We start from the raw sequence: 18,293 nt of genomic DNA, 5'->3' as shown, positions 1-18,293 counted from the left end.
TGCCGTCCCGTCGTTTAAACTTGCCATCCTCGATCCGTCATCCTTTCGATCCGATCGCCCTGCTCTGAGGCCTTGAACCCCATGCGCACGCTCTTCCTCCAGGCTCCCACCTTCGACGGCTTCGACGGCGGCGCCGGGTCCCGCTACCAGGCCAAGCGCGAGATCAAGTCGTTCTGGTACCCGACCTGGCTCGCCCAGCCGGCCGCCCTGGTGCCGAACTCGAAGCTGATCGACGCGCCGCCGCACAACATCAAGCTGGCCGAGATCGTGGCCCAGGCCAACGACTTCGACATGGTGGTGCTCCACACATCAGTGCCGTCGTTCAAGTCGGACGTGAAGACCGTCGAGGCGCTCAAGGCCGCCAACCCCAAGCTGATCGCCGGACTGATCGGCGCGAAGGTCGCGGTGGACGCCGCCGGCGCGATGGCCCAGGCGCCGTGCATCGACTTCTGCGCCCGCAACGAGTTCGACTTCACCGTCAAGGAAGTCGCCGACGGCACGCCGATGTCGGAGATCAAGGGTCTGTCCTATCGCAACGCCGACGGCGTCGTGGTCCACAACGAGGACCGCGAGATCATGACCGACATGGATCAGCTTCCCTTCGTCACGAGCGTGTACAAGCGCGATCTCGAGATGGAGAAGTACTTTATCGGGTACCTCAAGCACCCCTACATCTCGTTCTATTCCGGCCGCGGCTGCAAGAGCCGCTGCACGTTCTGCCTGTGGCCGCAGACGGTGGGCGGGCATACCTACCGCACCCGCTCGGTCGCGCACGTGATCGAGGAGATCAAGTACTGCCTGAAGGAGTTCCCGCAGACGAAGGAGTTCTTCTTCGACGACGACACCTTCACCGACAACCTGCCCCGCGCCGAGGAGATCGCGCGCGAGCTGGGCAAGCTCGGCGTCACCTGGTCGTGCAACGCCAAGGCGAACGTTCCGCGCGAGACCCTCGAGGTGCTGAAGGCCAACGGCCTGCGCCTGCTGCTGGTCGGCTACGAGTCCGGCAACCAGAAGATCCTGAACAACATCAAGAAGGGCATGCGCGTCGAGGTCGCCGAGAAGTTCACCAGGGATTGCCACGACCTCGGCATCGCGATCCACGGCACCTTCATCGTCGGCCTGCCGGGCGAGACCCGCGAGACGATCCAGGAGACGATCGCCTTCGCCAAGCGCATCAACCCGCACACCATCCAGGCCTCGCTGGCGGCGCCGTACCCCGGCACCTTCCTCTACAAGCAGGCGGTGGAGAACGGCTGGCTCGACGTCGAGAACGCCGAGCTCGTGGATGAGAACGGCGTGCAGATCGCGCCGCTGCACTATCCGCACCTGTCGCACGCCGAGATCTTCGCGGCGGTGGAGGAGTTCTACCGGAAGTTCTACTTCCGCGCTCCGAAGATCGCCTCGATCGTCTCCGAGATGGTGCGCTCGCCCGACATGATGAAGCGTCGCCTGCGCGAGGGCGTGGAGTTCTACCGCTTCCTCAAGGAGCGTCAGGGCACCGCCAAGGCCGCCTGATAAGGGCGCCTGAGCCCCATCGCATGACCGATCCAGACGGCCGGGCCCCAAAGCCCGGCCGTCTTCGTTCAGGGGTCCGGGCCCGAGGCCCCCGGCAAACAGCCGCGCCCCCGTACACCGGAGTGTCTCGTGAAGCGTCTCGTCGTCACCGCCGACGATTTCGGCCTGAGCCCGGAGGTCAACGAGGCGGTCGAGCAGGCCCATCGCAACGGCATCCTCACGGCGGCGAGCCTGATGGTCTCGGCCCCCGCCGCCGCGGACGCAGTCGCCCGCGCCAAGCGGATGCCGTCGCTGCGCGTGGGATTGCACCTGGTGCTCGTCGAGGCGTGGCCGACGCTGCCGGCCGCCATCTTGCCGGATCTCACCGATGACGCCGGCCTGATGCGTCGCGACATGGAACGCCTCGGCCTCGACCTTGCGCTGAGGCCGGCGGCCCGCCGCCAGCTCGCCGCCGAGATCACCGCGCAGTTCGAGGCCTACCGCATCACCGGCCTGCCACTCGATCACGTGAACGCGCACAAGCACTTCCACGTGCATCCGTTGATCGCCGGCGCGGTGCTGTCGATCGGGCCGCGTTACGGGATGCGCTCGATCCGCGTGCCGCGCGAGCCGCGGGCGGTGCTGAAGCGTGCCGAGCCCGGTGCGACCCCACGGGTGGCCCACGATACGGCACCCTGGGCGGCCCTGCTCGCCGTCCGGGCCCGGATGCTGGGGCTGACCATTCCCGATCGAACCCTGGGTCTGGCCTGGTCCGGAGCGATGACGCCCGCCCGCGTCGCCGGCCTGCTCGCGCACCTGCCCGACGGCCTGACTGAGCTCTACACCCACCCGGCCACCGCCGGCGGCTTCCTCGGCGAGGCGCCGGGCTACGCCTACGCCGCGGAGCGGGACGCGCTCGTCGCGCGGGCCTCCGTGGATGCGGTCGCGCGGTCGGGGATCGTCTGCGGCGGGTTTTCGGATTTCGCACCGAATAGACGATGACGACGTCATCACGGAGCCCGCAGAAGCTTTCGCCTCAAACGCTTCAGAAACGACACCGTCAAACGACTGTATATCTTCGCAAATAGCTCATCAGGACTTGCGTTTCGGAAGCATGTCCGATTGATGACCAAAATTTCATGCAACGTGGGCTTCGGCGCCCGCGTTCCGACAGCAGCCCCAGGGCACAAGACGATCGTCGCAACAGACCCTCGCCGCCGCATGGGACGGATCGGAGATGTCGTCATGACCCGCTACACCCTCCTCGCCACCGTCTTCACCGCCTCCGTCGCCCTCGGGGGCGCCGCCTACGCCGCCGACCAAGCCGCGACGACCGCCGCCTCCCACGAAACCGCGATCCAGAAGGACGTCGGCAAGCTGTCGGCCGATGGGGCGAAGGGCTTCCGCGACCTGCATCTCGCCCGGATCGCGATCTTCGATGCCGACCCGGCCCAGGCCAAGACGCTGGTCCACGATGCGCAGGCGGTCCTCGCAAAGGCGAAGACCGACGAGAGCGTGTTCACCAAGGCGGAGGCCGATCTCAAGCCGCCCGCCGCCGCCAAGGCGATGCCGGCCAAGGGCACCGGCGTCGGCGACATGAAGCAGCCCGTCGCGTGGCTGCCGGTCGACGGGCAGCTGCTGCTCGACGAGGATTTCGTCGCCACGCCGCAGAAGGCGGCAGCTGTGGCCGATGCCAACAAGAATCTCGAGAAGGGCGACCGGAAGGGCGCGGCCGAGAAGCTGAAGCTCGCCGGCGTGAACGTGAACTTCACCATGGCCGTCGTGCCGCTGGCGAAGACGACGGCGGATGTCGACCAGGCTGCGACGCTGCTGGACCAGGGCAAGTACTACGAGGCGAATGCCGCGCTGAAGCAGGCCGAGGACGGCGTCCGCTTCGACGTCATCGATGCGACGAGCCTGCCGCAGGCCTCCAAGGCCGCGGGAGCATCCGCCAAGGCGAACGTGACCGAGCCGACCGGGACCGGCACCGCGAAGCCCGCGCACTGATCGCAGCCCGCACGCCGACCGAGGTCGCTCGCGGATAAAAGCCTGCCCACCAAACGAGAACGGCGCCGTCTCCGTGGGACGACGCCGTGCGTTTGAGCAGAAAGGCCTTCCGTCCGTCACTTCACGGCGGCGGGCTCCGGGCGGACGGCCTGGCCCGTGCCGGGCAACCGGCCGGCCTCTTCCCCTTCGGGGCGATCGGCATCGGGCTTGGCCGGCGGCGGACCGAGGAAGGCCGGCACCACGAAGAAGGCGGCGATGAGCGTGAAGAACAGCGACAGCGCCAGCAGCTTGCCCATGCTCGCCGTGCCGGGATGGCTCGACAGCACCAGCGAGCCGAAGGCGGTCCCCGTGGTCAGCGCGGAAAAGAAGATCGCCCGCGTCAGGCTGGAGGCCAGCATGTCGGTGACGCCGGCCCGCCAAGCGATCACGTAATAGATGTGGAACGCCACGCCGACCGCGAGCATCAGCGGCAGGGCGATGATGTTGGCGAAGTTCAGCGGCATGCCGGCGACGTGCAGCGCCATCAGCGTCCACAAGGTGGCGAGCACCAACGGCCCGAGCGTCATCGCCACGTCCCAAGGCTTCCGCAGCGCCACCGAGAGGATGATGAAGATCAGCACCAGGGCGGTCACCGCCGCCTGCACGAAGGCGCCGAGGATGGTGTAGCTCGACGAGGTCGTCGCGATCGGCGCGCCGGTGGCGTGCGGCGCGACGCTCTGGATCTCGGATGCGAACTGCCGCAGCACCTCGTCGTCGTTGGAATTGCCCTTCGGATGCACCTCGATGCGGGCGCGGCCGTCGGCGGCGACCCATTCGGCCTTCAGCTGCGGTGGCAGGTTGGCGAGGGTGATCTTTTCGGGATGCAGCACCGTCCGCAGCCGCGAGAGCAGCGGGCCGAGATCGGTGGTGAGGGCGACCGAGGCGGCCTCACGCGTCGCCGGCTTGGCGGCTGCCAGCTTGTCGAGCGTGCCGGAGAGACGGCCGGCGGTCTTGTTGCCGGGCGCATTGCCGCCGGCGATGCCGGTCAGGGCGGCCGCGGTGTCCTTCAAGGCCTTGACGTTGTCGGCATCGGTCGGCGGCGACGGCTTGCGCGTCGGGTTGAGGATCGGATCGAGCAGCTCCGCCGTCTCGGCGACGGTGGCGAGCTTTTTGTCCTGGTCGCGCGGCACGAAGGTGTCGATGCTCATGATGTCGGCGGCCAGCGGCAGCGCGGCGAGCTTCTTCGTGACCTCGGGCACGGCGTCGACGCTCGGAGCCAGCACGTCGGCGACGTTCGGGCTCGTGGCGGGATCCTTGATCAGGTCGAGATAGGTCGCGATCGATTCCACGTGCGGGCTGCGCAGGTGCATCGGGTTCGAATCGAAGGGCAGCTTCCACAGCAGCGGGGCGCCGGCCAGCGTGACGAGGCCGACGACGATCAGCACCGGCTTGCGATTGCGGATGATCCACGGATCGACGCCTGCGAGCCACGTGGTCTCGACGGCGGCCTTCTCGCCCTTCGGCCGGAACACGGCGATCAGCGCCGGGAGGAGGGTGATCGCGAACAGGTAGGCGACGACCATGCCGACGCCGGCGATCAGGCCGAGCTCGGACACGCCGCGGAACGCGGTCGGCAGGAAGGCGAAGAAGCCGGCGATCAGCGACACCGCCGCCAGGGTCAGCGACCAGCCGACCCCGCGCGCGGCGGCGCGGATCGCGTCCTCGAGCGTCGGCTGCTCGTAGCGGTCGGCGCGGTAGCGCACCGAGAACTGAATGCCGAAATCGATGCCGAGGCCGACGAACAGAGCCGCGAAGGCCACCGAGATCGGGTTGAGCTCGCCCACCATCAGCAGCCCGAGCGCCGCCGTGACGATCAGGCCGGAGAAGGTGGTGATCAGCACCGATACCACCAGCGGCGCCGAGCGCAGGGCGAGCCAGAGGAACAGGACGATGGCGCCGACGGTGACGAGGTTGTTCAGCAGCGCGTCGTCGGACAGCGTCGCGAACTCGTCGTCGGCGACCGCGACCGGGCCGGTGAGACGCATCTCGAGCCCGTGCTCGGGATCGATGTTCAGCTCCTTGGCGACGTTCCGGATCAGCTTCGTCGCGGTGTAGCCCGGCTGCAGCGCGTTGAAATCGAGCACCGGCTGGATCAGCACGAACTTTCGCAGGTCGGTGGTCTTGCTCTCGCCGCCCGACAGCAGGAGCTGCCAGGACATCCGCGCCGGCTTGCCGTCGAGCACCGTCTGCAACGTCCGGTCGATCTCGCCCATCGGCTTGTCGAGATCCTCGATCTTGGCGTCGCCGCTCTTGATGCCGCGGGCGCCGAGCGCCAGCACCCGCATCACGCCGCGCAGGCTCGGATCGGAGGCGAGCGGCCCGAGCAGGCCCTGCTGCTGCACCAGCTGCTCGGTGGTCTTCTCCAGTTCCGCCTGCGGCAGCAGCAGCAGGCCGTTCTTCTCGAAGAAGGGGCCGCCGTCGGGCCGGTAGACCGTCTCGATCAGGTTCTTGTGGACAGCGATCGCCTTGGCGAAGGCGCTCGCGGCCTCTTCCGCCTGCTCCGGCGTCTTGCCGTCGATCACCGCGACGACCGTGTTCGTGCGCTGCGGGAACGCCTTCTCGTAGTTGATCTCGTCCTGGCGCCAGGGCTCCTTCGGATCGATCAGCCGCTCGACATCGGTGTTGATGCGGAACAGATGCGCCGCGATGCCGGTGCTGGCGGCGGTGACCAGGGCCACCAGAGCGATCACGACCCAGCGATGTCGGACGGAAAACGCGACGAGACGTTCGATCACGAGTACCCTACCTGCCTGGAGCGGCTGCCCTTCGAGGCCGCACGACTCTCACATCTTGTATGCTGCCGGGACGGTTCCCGCGGGACCCGTCGACGGCGCGAGACCTTCGCCACATCCACCCGGTCGCATCGAGGCAGGATCGGACCTGATCGAGACGCGGTCGTCTCACGATGCCGTGTGGCCGAAGACGCGGCGCCGACCCGGTGAACGCACCGGACGACGCGGGATGAGGACGCATCCGAGGCACGATCGTTGCGCCAAGGCCGCAGCGCTCAGTAATCTTGCAGCCCTGCGATTGCAACGCAGCGACCTCCGACGCGGGTGGCTCTCCCCATCGATGTGTGGCGCCGGCGCCGTTTCGCACCGCAATATCACGGGATGCGCCGTTTCGCGGGACTGCCGTCGCATTGCCGACGCATTGGCAGGATGGGGTCCCCCCCGAAGCAGGACGCGTTCGCAGGAACGGCCCTCGGGCTGTGGCGCGGTTGCGTCAGCCCCGCAAACACGCACGCGAAACGGCCCAGGACCGGCCCGTTCAGATCGGTTCCAGGCTAGAGCGCTGGAATTCGAATTTTTTTCACGTTAAGCAGCCCCTTGGTTCGGGGCTACGCAAACAGGAGCCGTATCTTGGGAATCCCCCTCCGGTATGTCGCGACGATCGGCAGCTACATCATCAAGCAGCATCTCACCGGCCGGAAGCGCTATCCGCTCGTGATGATGATGGAGCCCCTGTTCCGCTGCAATCTCGCCTGCGCCGGCTGCGGCAAGATCGATTACCCCGACGAGATCCTGAACAAGCGCCTGCCCGTGGCGGACGCGCTGGAATCCGTGCGCGAGTGCGGCGCCCCGATGGTGGTGATCGCCGGCGGCGAGCCGCTGCTGCACAAGGACCTGCCGCAGATCGTCGAGGGTATCATCGCGCAGAAGAAGTTCGCGATCGTGTGCACGAACGCGCTGCTGCTCGAGAAGAAGATCAAGGAGTACAAGCCGAGCCCGTACTTCACCTGGTCGATCCATCTCGACGGCGACAAGGAGATGCATGACGGCTCGGTCTGCCAGCGCGGCGTCTACGACAAGGCCGTGGCGGCGATTGCCAAGGCGAAGGAGATGGGCTTCCGCGTCACCATCAACTGCACCTTCTTCAACAACTCGTCCTCGGACAAGATCGCCGACTTCTTCGACAGCGTGACCAAGATGGGCATCGACGGCATCACCGTCTCGCCCGGCTACGCCTACGAGCGCGCGCCCGACCAGCAGCACTTCCTGAACCGCAAGGCGACGAAGGACCTGTTCCGTGGCGTGTTCCGCGCCGGCAAGGAGAAGGGCCGCCAGAAGTGGGCGTTCCAGCAGTCGGGCCTGTTCCTCGACTTCCTCGCCGGCAACCAGACCTACCATTGCACGCCCTGGGGCAACCCCACCCGCACCGTGTTCGGCTGGCAGAAGCCCTGCTACCTGCTCGGCGAGGGCTACGCGGCCACGTTCAAGGAGCTGATGGAGGAGACCGACTGGGATTCCTACGGCACCGGCAACTACGAGAAGTGCGCCGACTGCATGGTCCACTCGGGCTACGAGGCCTCCTCGGTGGTCGATTCGGTGCGCAAGCCCTGGAAGCCGCTGATCCACGCCATCCGCGGGATCAAGACCGAGGGCGAGATGGCCCCCGAGGTCAGCCTCGAGAACCAGCGCCCGGCAGAGTTCGTGTTCTCCCGCAACGTCGCCCAGAAGCTCTCCGAGATCAAAGCCTCCGGCGTCGACACCAAGCGCGAAGCCCGCAACCGCACCGCGGCCTGACGGCTCGGCCACGCGCATTCGAGGAGGCCCGCCCGGGAAACCGTGCGGGCCTCCTTCGTTTCGTCGAGGCTCGGTGGAGCGTCGTGCCTTTCGCGACACGGTGCCTGCAGCCGACCCAACGCAGGACAAATATCCTTCCTGCCGTCACCGGGCCGTCACGCCCGATCCCTAGCTGCGGCTCAGCTCGAGTGGCTGGGGGATCCCGCGATGGTGACACGGTACGGCGCGGCGCGAGCCGTGGGCTCATTCGGCGTGGTCGCATTTTTGGCGGGCGCGGCCTCGGCCCAGGCGATCCGCACGCCGAACCTGACGACGGCCGACGGCCCGGTGGCGGTGACGGTCGGCGATGCGACCGTCGTGAACCAGGGTCTCCAGGGCGTCGGCCGGCTGCCGGCCACCACCCGCGACTTCCTCGGCGACACGCTGGGCTCGTTCTCCGCGCTCGCGATCGACCTCGCCAGCTGGCGGCGCTCGGGGGCCACCTACAGCGGCACGCTCTACACGCTGCCCGATCGGGGCTACAACGATCCGAGCGGCGGGCTGTTCTCCGATTACGCCGGCCGGCTGAACCGCTTCAATCTCAGCTTCACGCCCGATCCCGGCGCGGGCCTGCCGCAATCGACCGCCTCCCAGCGGCAGATCGCGATCGTGCCGAACGGCGGCATCGTGCTCACCGACGCCAACGGCCGGCGCTTCAGCGGTCTCGATCCGGCCTCCGGCACCACGACCCAGCTCGGCGCGGTGCTGCCTTCGGCGGCGAGCGAGCCGAGCGCAGGCCGGATCAGCCTCGATGCGGAAGGTCTCGCGCGGCGACTCGACGGCTCCTTCTACGTCAGCGACGAGTACGGGCCGAACATCTATTACTTCAGCGCCGGCGGGCAGCTTCAGGGCGTGCTCGGCGTGCCCGACGCGATCCGGCCGCGCACGGCCGGGGCGCTCGACTTCAACTCGATCAACCCGCCCGACACCGGCCGACGCAACAACCAGGGCTTCGAGGCGCTGTCGCTGGCCCCCGACGGCCGCAGCCTCGTCACCATCCTGCAGAGCGCCACGCTCCAGGATTCCGGCCCGAATCAGCAGCAGCGCAACAACACCCGCATCCTGATCTACGACCTCGCCGGCAGCGCGGTACCGGCCGCGCCCGCGCGCGAATACGTGCTGCAGCTGCCGACCTACCGCGACACCGGCAACGGCGGCGCGCCGAACCGGACGGCGGCACAGAGCGACATGCTGGCCCTCAACGACACCCAGTTCCTCGTGCTCTCGCGCGATTCGAACGGGCTCGGCACCGGCAACACCACGCCGATCGTCTACAAGAGCGTCCTGCTGGTCGACATCGCGCAGGCCACAAACATCGCCGGCACCCCCTACGACGGGGCCACCCCGATCTCGCCGGGGGGCACCCTGCGGCCCGGGGTCCAGCCGGCGCAGACGACCGAGATCGTCAACCTGCTGAACCCGGTCCAGCTCGGGCGCTTCGGCATGTACCTCAACACCAACCCGGCGACCCAGACCACGCTCTCGGAGAAGTTCGAGGCCCTCGGTCTCGTGCCGGTGCTGAGCGAGCGGGCGCCGAACGACTATTTCCTGCTCGTCGGCAACGACAATGACTTCCTCACCCGGCAGGGCAGCATCAACGGTCAGGGCTACGATGCCGGCATCAACAACGATTCGGTGCTGCTCGCCTATCGCTTGACGCTGCCCACCTACGTCGATCCGCTCTCCCTCGCGGTGATGAAGCAGACGGCGCCCGTGGTGCTTCAGGGGCTCGGCGGCGCGACCCTCGGCTTCGCCGCGTCGGCGACACGGGGCGTGCAGGACCACCTCTTCGCCCTGCGCCGCGGCCAGGGCCTCGCCGGGCCCTGGAGCCAGTCCGGCGGCTTGTGGATCGGCGGCGATGTCGTGTTCGCCGACCAGCCGCGCGACGGCGGCCTCGCCCTCGACCGCACCATCGCGCAGGGCAGCGCCGGACTCGATCTTCCGCTGCCCGGAGCTTGGCGCGCGGGCGTCGCCGTCGGCGGCGGCGGCGGGTCGCTCAGCCGCGCCGGCGGCTTCCGGCAGGACCAGAGCGCCTTCACGGTCTCGGCCTATGCCGGCTACTACGGTGCGGACTTCTACGCCCAGGGCATCGTCGGCGGCGCGCCGGAGGTCAGCCTCGACGGGATCCGCCGACCTGCGGCCTACGGGCTCACCGCGTCCGGGCGCAGCTCGGGCAGCGCCTTCGCGATCGACGGCGAGGCGGGCGTGCCGATCCGAGCCGGCGACCTCGGGCTGACGGCGTTCGCAGGCATCACCCACCTGTCCGGCACCGTCGACGGCTTTACGGAGACCGGAGCGGCAGGCAACAACATCGCGTATCGCGACCTCGCCCTGGTTCAAACCACGGTGCGCTTCGGCGGCGAGCTGGCCTATTACGGGCTCGGCGGACTGATCCCGTCGGTGCGCGTGGCGTACAACCTCGCCACGGGTCCGCAAGGCAGCAGCGGCACCGTGCGTCTCGCCAGCGTCCAGAACGGTCTCGCCACCGCCGCCGTGGCCGTGCCGTTCCTGCGCGACGACTTCGTCAGCGCCGGCGCCGGCCTGCAGGGCAGCCTCACCGACACCCTGGGCTGGCGGGTCGATTATCAGGCGGCCATCGGCACCCGCACGGGCGTCGCCCACGGCGTCACCGCGGGACTTCGCTATCAGTGGTAGCAGGCGAGCTGGAGGATCGCGGAAGCCGCACGCTCAGGCGCCGCGGCGATCCTCGTGCGGCGGCACCCCGAGGCTCGGGCCGAGGAGCGTGCGGCAGCGGCTGAGCGCCGTGAAGGCGGCGTTCGAATCGCGCGCGAGGCGGACAAGATCGCCAATCCGGGCCGATCCTCGTGCGAGAGCCGAGAGGACGGCGAGGATGTCGGGCTCGCCATTCGGCTTGAGGGCCTGCGCGGCGAAGGCGGGTAAGGCCCGGTGCGCCGGATCGCAGACTACCCGGATCGCCGCGAACGGCAGACCGTGCCGCTCCGCGAAGGCGGCGGCGACGTGCGATTCCATGTCGACGGCGAGCGCCCGGGTGCGCGCCCGCAGCTCGGCCTTGCCCGGGACGCTCATCACCGCAGCATCGACGCCGGCGAGGTCGCCGGAGCGAACCGTGTCGCCGGGCAGACCGAGGCGCGCGAGCATGGCGGCCGCGACCGCCGGATCGGCCTCGTAGCGCCGGTCCGCCGCGACGATCCCGGCGGCGACCACCACGTCGCCCGGAACGAGGTCCGGATCGAGACCGCCCGCGATGCCGATGCTGACGATCGCGCGGCAGCCAGGCGGGTCCCGCGACGCCAGCAGGGCGGCGAGACGGGCGGGATTTCCGCCGGCGCCCACCGCCTCGACGCCGGGGCCCGAGGCGAGCTGGCGTTCCTTGGCGATGCCCGTGACGGCGAGCACCGGAAGGCTCGACGCGGGGTCGGGCGCATGGAGACCGACCGCGCGGGCAAGGGACGCCGGCTCCACGCGAGTCATGGGTCGACGATCGTGAAGGGTGGCATCCGCGAAGCGATCACCGGCGGTCCGTCCTACAAATTACCCCGACCGCTCGCCGAGCCCGGGGGGGCGCAGGCGGTCCTTCCCGCCCGTGCCCGCTCCGTTCGGATCGCGCAAAGTCGGCCGATCACATCCCGAACGCCACCCGGCGGCTGTTGCCGCGCTTGAGGTTGCGGTAGCGCGCCATCGCCCAGAGCGGGAAGAACTTCGGATAGCCATGGTAGCGCAGGTAGAACACCCGCGGGAAACCGGTCGCGGTGTAGCGCTCCTCGTTCCAGAAGCCGTCGGTTCCTTGCGTGCGCGCCAGGAAGTTGATGCCGCGGGTCACGGCCGGGTCGTCGCATTCCCCGGCGGCCATCAGGGCGAGCAGCGCCCAGGCGGTCTGCGATGCGGTGGAGGAGCCGGCCTCGAACGCCGGATCGATCTTGTAGCTTGACGCGTCCTCGCCCCAGCCGCCATCCGGGTTCTGGATGCGGATCAGCCATTCCACGGCGCGCCGGATCTCGGGCGAGGCGGGATCGACCCCGGCCGCGTTCAGCGCGCACAGCACCGACCACGTGCCGTAGATGAAGTTCATGCCCCAGCGGCCGTACCAGCTGCCGTCCTGCTCCTGGTCGTTGAGCAGGTAGGTCACGCCGCGATCGAGGGCCTTCGACGATTCGCGGGTCTCGCCCAGCTGCGACAGCATCGACACGACGCGGGCGGTCACGTCCGCGGTCGGCGGATCGAGCAGCGCGCCGTGATCCGAGAACGGGATGTGGTTGAGGTACATGTGGTTGTTGTCGGCGTCGAACGCCGCCCAGCCGCCGTCCTTCGACTGCAGGCCCTCGACCCATTCGCGCGCCCGGGCGATCGAGGCGGTGTAGTCCGGCATGTTGGCCACCAGCCCGTGCTGGCGCATGGCACGGTCCATCGCCATCACCACGACGGCGGTGTCGTCGAGGTCCGGGTAGTGGGCGTTGGCGTACTGGAAGGCCCAGCCGCCGGGGCGGACCTTGGGCTTGGCCGCCGCCCAGTCGCCGGCGATGTCGAGCACCTGGCGCGGCAGCAGCCAGTCGAGGCCGGCGCGGGCCTGCCCCTCGGCATCGGTGCCGCCGGCCTCGAGCAGCGCGTGCCCGGCCAGAGCGGTGTCCCAGACCGGCGAGACGCAGGGCTGCACGTAGGCCTCGTGCGCCTTCACCACGACGAGCTTCTCGATCGCGTCGCAGGCGACGCGGACCTGCGGATGGTCCGGGCCGTAGCCCATCGCCTCGTACATCAGCACGGTGTTGACCATGGCCGGGAAGATCGCGCCGAGCCCGTCCTCGCCGTTCAGGCGCTCGCTGACCCAGGCCCGCGCCTTCTCCATCGCCCGCAGGCGGACGCGATGGGGGAAGTAGGCCTCGACCTTCTGCAGCACGCGGTCGATCGCGCCGAAGATCGGCGTCCACGGCCAGGTCGCGTGCGGGCTGCCGGGCCAGCGGCGCACGCTGGACGGCGGCGTCAGGAACAGCTCGCCGATGCCGACGCCGCGCGGGTTCTTCGCCCGCGGCTTGGTCGCCTGCAGCACGAAGAGCGGCACCATCACGCAGCGGGCCCAGTACGACACCTTGTCGAGGTGGAACGGGAACCACTTCGGCAGGAACATCACCTCGACCGGCATCACCGGCACCGCCGACCACGGCACCTCGCCGTAGAGCGCCAGGATGAAGCGGGTGAAGACGTTGGATTGCGCCGCGCCGCCGCGCGACAGGATCGCCTCGCGTGCCCGGCGCATGTGCGGCGCCTCGATGTCGTCGCCGATCATCTTGAGGGCGAAGTAGGCCTTCACCGTGCAGCTCATGTCGAACGGCCCCTCGTGGACGAGGGCCCAGCCGCCATGCTTCTCCTGCGTGCGGCGCAGGTAATTGCCGATCTTCGGCTCCAGGCCCTCGGGGGGGCGGGTGTCGCGGAACTGGTGGAACAGGATGTACTCGGACGGGATCGTGGCGTCGGCCTCGAGCTCGAAGCAGATGTGCCCGTCGGCCTGGGCGAGAGCGGTCAGGGCGCGGGTCGCCCGCGCGACGCCGTGATCGACGTCGTCGAGGGAAATCGCCTGGGTCTTCGGGCGTTGCAGCGCCTCGACCTTGTTTACAGCCTCTCGCATCATCCTCGCCTCAAACGGCCACAACTCTCGATCCGCGCCCGATCGTCCCGGATCGGATCACGGCTCGCCCGTCTCGTCCTGCCTACGCATGGGCCGTACCGGCCCTTCGCCGGTCCGAACGCATGCTCGTCTCGGTCCTGCCTCATGCGGCGCCGCGCGTGCGTGCCGGATCGCACGACAGGGCGAGGGCGGCCGTCTTGCCCGAGCGGATCGACCCCTCGATCGTCGAGGGAAGCCCGGTGGCCGTCCAGTCGCCTGCGAGCACGAGGTTCGACCACGCCGTCTCCGCGCCGGCGCGGCGCGCGGCTTCGGCCGGCGTCGCGGCGAAGGTCGCGCGCTTCTCCTTGACGATCTGCCAGCTTGGCAGTTCCGGGGCAAGGTCGGCCACGGTCGCGATCTCGGCCCAGATCTGCTTGGCCAAGTCTTCGCGCGGCACGTCGAGTAGCCGGTCAGCGCCGCTGATCGTCACCGAATAGCGGTCGGGATAAGCGAACAGCCATTCGGTCAGCGAGTTCACAATGCCGAGGATCAGCGGCGAGCCTGCCTTCGGCACCATCTTGAAATGGGCGTTGACGATCGAGCGGAACGCCTTCGGCGCTGACAGGCCGGGCAGCATCTCGGAGGCGACCCAGGGCGGCAGGGCCAGCACCACCGAATCGTCGGCCGCCACGTCGACCGCCCCGTCGGCGAAGTCGAGCCGCTCGACGCCGGCCGTGCCGAGGACCAACCCGCGCAGGCGCCGGCCGAAGCGGACGGAGGCGTCGCGGGATGCGAGGTACCGCAGCGCCGGGTCGACGAAGGCGTAGGACAGGCCCTTCACCGCGACCAGCGGGCGGCAAGCCGCCCCGCCGGCGCCCAGCGTCTCGCGGAGAATCTTGGCGGCCAGCCCGACATCGCTCTCGGCGACCTCGGTGTTCAGCGCCGCCAGCAGGACCGGATGCCAGAGCCGGTCGTAGAGCGCGCCCTCGCAGGCCATGCTGGCGCCGATCGTCCCGCCGGCGCCGTCCGCCTTGCCGGCTGCCGCCCGCAGGATGCCGAGCGGCGCGAGGTAGTCGCGCGCACGGCTGCCCGGCACGCGGCGCGCCTTGCTCAGCACCCACCACGGCACCCGGCCCGCATTCGGGCGAAGGGTCCAGCGCTCGCCGGTCTTCAGGTCGGCGAACGGGAAGGCGGCCTCGTCCGGGCCGGTCAGCGCGTCGTCCGGCGCGCCGACGCGCTTCAGGAACTCGAGGGCGTCGGCGTTGCCCGACAGCAGCAGGTGATTGCCGTTGTCGAGCTCGAGACCGAGCGTCGGGTCGTAGTACGACCGGCAGCGGCCGCCGGCCTGCTTGGCCGCCTCGTGCACGACGACGCGCGCCCCGCGCTCCGCCAGCGACACCGCGGCCGACAGGCCCGCGAGCCCGGCACCGACGACGTGGACCGTCGCCATCAGACGATCCCGTGCCGAAGCGCCACGGCGACGAGGGCGAGCTTCCTCGGCTTCACCCGCGCCCGCGGCATCGCCCAGCCGCGCTTGAGCAGCGCGACGAGGTAGAGCCGGTAGGCCGCCGCCATCAGACGGGCCGCCTTGGTGGGCTTGCGCGGGCTCTTGGCGATGATCGCCCAGGTCGCGGCGTAATGCGCCTCGGCCTCCGCCGCGAGCGCGGCGCAGACCTCGCCGATGCGCGGATGCGTGATCGCCGCGTGCGGCGTCGGATCGGTCAGGCCGATCGCGGCGAGCCTTTCCCGCGGCAGGTAGAGCCGGCCGCGCTCGGCATCCTCGTCGATGTCGCGCAGGATGTTGGTGAGCTGCAGCGCCCGGCCCTCGTGCCAGGCGAGCTCGATGCCGAGCGCCTCCGGCATGCCGAAGATCCGCACGGACAGGCGCCCGACGGCGCTGGCGACCCGGTCGCAGTAGAGGTCGAGGGTCGCCGCGTCGGGCGCGACGATGTCCTCGAACGCGTCCATCGCCATGCCGTCGATCACGGCGTGGAAGTCTTCCCGCTTGAGGTCGTAGCGCTGCACCGGAACCACGAGGTCGCGCACGCGCGCCGCGGGCCTGCCGGCATAGAGCCCGTCGATGTCGGCGCGCCAGCGGTCAAGCTCGGCCGCGCGCAGGTCGGCCGCGCCGCCGTCGTCGGCGACGTCGTCGACCGCACGGCAGAACGCGTAGACGGCGTACATCGCCTCGCGCCGCTCCTTCGGCAGCAGGCGCATCGCGGTGTAGAACGACGAGCCGGCCGCCGGCAGGGCCGGGGCCTCGTCGGCGGGCAGGGCCGTCGCGGTGGCGGTGACGGTCATGGGTAAGCCTTGCCCTGCGGCGCCGCGCGGACGATGCGGCCTCGGAACGGCCGTCGGGCCAGCGTCGCGCCGATGCCGCCGAGCGCCGTCAACGCGAAACCGGCCTTGCCGTGATGGACCTTCTCCGAGAGCGGATCGCGATCGAGCAGCCCGCGGGCGAGGACGACGGCGAGGCGGTGGATCGCCGCGATCTCCAGCGACAGGCGCAGGTCGTCGATCAGGTCCGGCAGCACCTTGCCCGCGTCGAGCAGGCCCAGCGTCCGCTCGGCCAAGTCGCGGATGACCGCGCGCAATTGCGGCGTCGCCCTGGCGGCTCCCAGCATGGCGACGGTGGCGCCGTGCCGATCGAGCGCGTCCTGCGGGATGTAGACCCGGTCGAGAGTGCGGAAATCCTTGCCGCAATCCTGGAGATGGTTGACGATCTGGAGCGCTGCGCAGATTGCGTCCGAGGCGGCCCAGACCCGGGCGGGATCCTCGCCGTGCACGTCGAGGACGTAGCGGCCGACCGGCATCGCCGAGTAGCGGCAGTAATGGATCAGCTCGTCCCAGTCGGCGTAGCGGTTCTTGCGCGCATCCATCCGGAACGCGTCGAGCAGCTCAAGGGCGTGGCGCGGCGGCAGCCCGCGGGCGGCGAGCTCGCGCTTGAGCGGCTCGGCCTCCGGGTCGGCGGCCCCCGCGCCGGTCAGGGCGTCGGCGAGACCGTCGAGAAGCACGAGCTTGCGCTCGGGCGACAGCGCGGCATGGTCGGCGACGTCGTCGCCGGCGCGGACGAAATCATAGAACGCGAGGATCGCGCCGCGATTCTTCGGATGGATCAGGTGCGAGGCGACGGGGAAGTTCTCGTCGTTCGCGCCCTTGCCCGAGCGCAGCTCCGTGGCGGTGCCGGATGCGCTCATCGCTGGGCTCCCGGCAGGTATCCCGCGCCGCGGAACCAGTCGATCGCGTCGGACAGCCCCTCCCGGTAGGGGCGGGCGGCGTAGCCGAGCTCGGCCCGCGCCTTCGCGTCGGAGAAGAACATCCGGTAGCGCGACATGCGGATGCCGTCGATCGTGGCGAAGGGCTGCCTGCCGGTGATGCGCGCCATCTGCTCGGAGACGAAGGCGATCGGGTAGACCACGGCCCGCGGCAGGTTCACCGTCGGGGGCTTGCGGCCGACCATGCTGGCGATGTCGCCGAGCATCTGCGAGAGCAGCACGTTCTCGCCGCCGAGGATGTACTTCTCGCCGATCCGCCCCCTGCGCAGGGCGAGCAGGTGGCCGGCGGCCACGTCGTCGACGTGGGCGAGGTTGAGGCCGGTGTCGACGAAGGCCGGCATCTTGCCGAGCGCCGCCTCCTGGATGATGCGCCCGGTCGGCGTCGGCTTGACGTCGCGCGGGCCGATCGGCGTCGACGGGTTGACGATCACCGCGGGCAGTCCGCTGCCGGCCACCATCGCGTCGACCACGCGCTCGGCCACGACCTTGCTGCGCTTGTAGGCGCCGATGGCGGTCTCAGGCGTCAGCGGCCGCGTCTCGTCCGAGGGCGTGACGCCGTCGTCCGGCGGCTTGATGGTGGCGACGCTGGACGTATAGACCACGCGCTCGACGCGCGCCTCGAGGGCGGCGCGCATCAGGTTGCGGGTGCCGTCGCGGTTGGTCCGGACGATCTCCTCCATGTCCGGCGCCCAGAGCCGATAGTCGGCGGCGGCGTGGATCAGGTAGCGCTGGCCCCGCATCGCGGCCGCGCAGGCCTCCGGGTCGCGCATGTCGCCCTCGACGACCTCGACGTCGGACCAGGTCAGGTTCGTGCGCGGGCTCGTGGCGCGCACCATGATGCGCACCGGAAATCCGGCGTTGCGGAACACGTCGACCAGGGCCGGCCCGAGAAAGCCGCTCGCGCCGGTGATCAGCACCGGGCCGAGGTCGGAAGAACCGCTTGGGGTCGCCTCTGCCATCACGCTCGAATCGTCACGGGAACGCGGGCGATGCCTTCGTTTTGGGCATCGCACCGCAGCAAGCCGGCTTTTGTCATCGAATGACGTGCACGACAAGGCGATCCGGGCCACAGGCGGCCCGGATCGTGGCGCGCGACGACACCCTCAAGCGAGGCGCAGACGCGAACGCCCTTCCTGACGCTCGGGGAGGATGTCCTCGACCTTCCGGACGATGCTGGCGGCGTCGAGGCCGGCCTCGGCGTACATCTTGTCCGGGCTGTCGTGGTCCTGGTAGCTGTCGGGCAGGGTCATCGTGCGCACCCGCAGCCGCATCGCGTCGAGCACGCCGCGCTCGGTCAGCAGGTGCAGCACCTGCGCCCCGAAGCCGCCGCGCGAG

General features: G+C 69.7%; 13 protein-coding genes. 5 read left to right on the top strand and 8 right to left on the bottom strand.

The window, feature by feature from the left end; all coding sequences use genetic code 11:
- The first annotated feature begins 81 nt into the window (after window positions 1-81).
- The 3 genes from hpnJ to MKK64_RS11105 all read left to right on the top strand — a co-directional run bounded on the left by hpnJ (window position 82) and on the right by MKK64_RS11105 (window position 3,501).
- Entirely contained in the window at window positions 82-1,515 is a 1,434-nt protein-coding gene (gene hpnJ / locus MKK64_RS11115) for a hopanoid biosynthesis associated radical SAM protein HpnJ (protein ID WP_243934717.1), read from the top strand.
- Between the two features lie 129 nt (window positions 1,516-1,644).
- Window positions 1,645-2,496 carry a hopanoid biosynthesis-associated protein HpnK gene (gene hpnK / locus MKK64_RS11110; protein ID WP_243934715.1) on the top strand — a complete coding sequence of 284 codons (852 nt, stop codon included), beginning with the start codon at window positions 1,645-1,647 and terminating at the stop codon, window positions 2,494-2,496.
- Window positions 2,497-2,739: 243 nt separating this feature from the next.
- Complete coding sequence (locus tag MKK64_RS11105; protein WP_243934706.1) at window positions 2,740-3,501, top strand: YfdX family protein; 762 nt, start codon at window positions 2,740-2,742, stop codon at window positions 3,499-3,501.
- A gap of 116 nt (window positions 3,502-3,617) precedes the next feature.
- Here the strand turns inward: MKK64_RS11105 and MKK64_RS11100 are convergent, their stop codons facing one another.
- Entirely contained in the window at window positions 3,618-6,275 is a 2,658-nt protein-coding gene (locus MKK64_RS11100) for an MMPL family transporter (protein WP_243934698.1), read from the bottom strand.
- Between the two features lie 627 nt (window positions 6,276-6,902).
- On the opposite strand from MKK64_RS11100, the gene hpnH reads away from it, so the two are divergent.
- Window positions 6,903-8,066, top strand: coding sequence for an adenosyl-hopene transferase HpnH (gene hpnH, locus MKK64_RS11095; RefSeq protein ID WP_147725747.1), 1,164 nt, complete (start codon window positions 6,903-6,905; stop codon window positions 8,064-8,066).
- A gap of 252 nt (window positions 8,067-8,318) precedes the next feature.
- The gene (locus MKK64_RS11090) at window positions 8,319-10,760 is read left to right on the top strand and encodes an esterase-like activity of phytase family protein (protein WP_243934696.1); all 2,442 of its coding nucleotides are present in this window, start codon (window positions 8,319-8,321) and stop codon (window positions 10,758-10,760) included.
- 33 nt (window positions 10,761-10,793) lie between these two features.
- Here the strand turns inward: MKK64_RS11090 and MKK64_RS11085 are convergent, their stop codons facing one another.
- From MKK64_RS11085 to MKK64_RS11055, 7 genes are all read right to left on the bottom strand, one after another.
- Window positions 10,794-11,558, bottom strand: coding sequence for a phosphorylase (locus MKK64_RS11085; RefSeq protein WP_243934688.1), 765 nt, complete (start codon window positions 11,556-11,558; stop codon window positions 10,794-10,796).
- Between the two features lie 148 nt (window positions 11,559-11,706).
- Entirely contained in the window at window positions 11,707-13,704 is a 1,998-nt protein-coding gene (gene shc, locus MKK64_RS11080) for a squalene--hopene cyclase (RefSeq protein ID WP_243934685.1), read from the bottom strand.
- 142 nt (window positions 13,705-13,846) lie between these two features.
- On the bottom strand, window positions 13,847-15,133 hold the full coding sequence (gene hpnE, locus MKK64_RS11075; protein ID WP_243934683.1) for a hydroxysqualene dehydroxylase HpnE: 1,287 nt from the start codon (window positions 15,131-15,133) through the stop codon (window positions 13,847-13,849).
- Window positions 15,133-15,984 carry a presqualene diphosphate synthase HpnD gene (hpnD, locus tag MKK64_RS11070; protein ID WP_243934676.1) on the bottom strand — a complete coding sequence of 284 codons (852 nt, stop codon included), beginning with the start codon at window positions 15,982-15,984 and terminating at the stop codon, window positions 15,133-15,135. The genes hpnE and hpnD overlap by 1 nt, the downstream gene beginning before the upstream one ends.
- Window positions 15,981-16,880, bottom strand: a complete 900-nt coding sequence (gene hpnC, locus MKK64_RS11065) for a squalene synthase HpnC (protein ID WP_243934674.1) — start codon at window positions 16,878-16,880, stop codon at window positions 15,981-15,983. The genes hpnD and hpnC overlap by 4 nt, the downstream gene beginning before the upstream one ends.
- Window positions 16,877-17,917: a hopanoid-associated sugar epimerase gene (gene hpnA / locus MKK64_RS11060; RefSeq protein WP_243934672.1), complete on the bottom strand. Its 1,041-nt coding sequence runs from the start codon at window positions 17,915-17,917 to the stop codon at window positions 16,877-16,879. Before hpnA ends, hpnC begins: the two co-directional genes overlap by 4 nt.
- A gap of 144 nt (window positions 17,918-18,061) precedes the next feature.
- On the bottom strand, window positions 18,062-18,293 hold a 232-nt coding region (locus MKK64_RS11055; protein ID WP_279593137.1), incomplete at its 5' end, for a transketolase C-terminal domain-containing protein.

The sequence above is a fragment of the Methylobacterium sp. E-025 genome, from assembly GCF_022829705.1.
Classification (GTDB): Bacteria; Pseudomonadota; Alphaproteobacteria; order Rhizobiales; family Beijerinckiaceae; genus Methylobacterium.
The sequence above is the reverse complement of the archived record's forward strand: the minus strand, read 5'-3'. Positions and strand labels throughout refer to the sequence as shown.

Coding starts and splice junctions, on each gene's coding strand:
- hpnJ (WP_243934717.1), top strand. CDS start 82: ATGCGCACGCTCTTCCTCCAGGCTCCCACCTTCGACGGCTTCGACGGC.
- MKK64_RS11105 (WP_243934706.1), top strand. CDS start 2,740: ATGACCCGCTACACCCTCCTCGCCACCGTCTTCACCGCCTCCGTCGCC.
- MKK64_RS11085 (WP_243934688.1), bottom strand. CDS start 11,558: ATGACTCGCGTGGAGCCGGCGTCCCTTGCCCGCGCGGTCGGTCTCCAT.
- shc (WP_243934685.1), bottom strand. CDS start 13,704: ATGCGAGAGGCTGTAAACAAGGTCGAGGCGCTGCAACGCCCGAAGACC.
- hpnE (WP_243934683.1), bottom strand. CDS start 15,133: ATGGCGACGGTCCACGTCGTCGGTGCCGGGCTCGCGGGCCTGTCGGCC.
- hpnD (WP_243934676.1), bottom strand. CDS start 15,984: ATGACCGTCACCGCCACCGCGACGGCCCTGCCCGCCGACGAGGCCCCG.
- hpnC (WP_243934674.1), bottom strand. CDS start 16,880: ATGAGCGCATCCGGCACCGCCACGGAGCTGCGCTCGGGCAAGGGCGCG.
- hpnA (WP_243934672.1), bottom strand. CDS start 17,917: ATGGCAGAGGCGACCCCAAGCGGTTCTTCCGACCTCGGCCCGGTGCTG.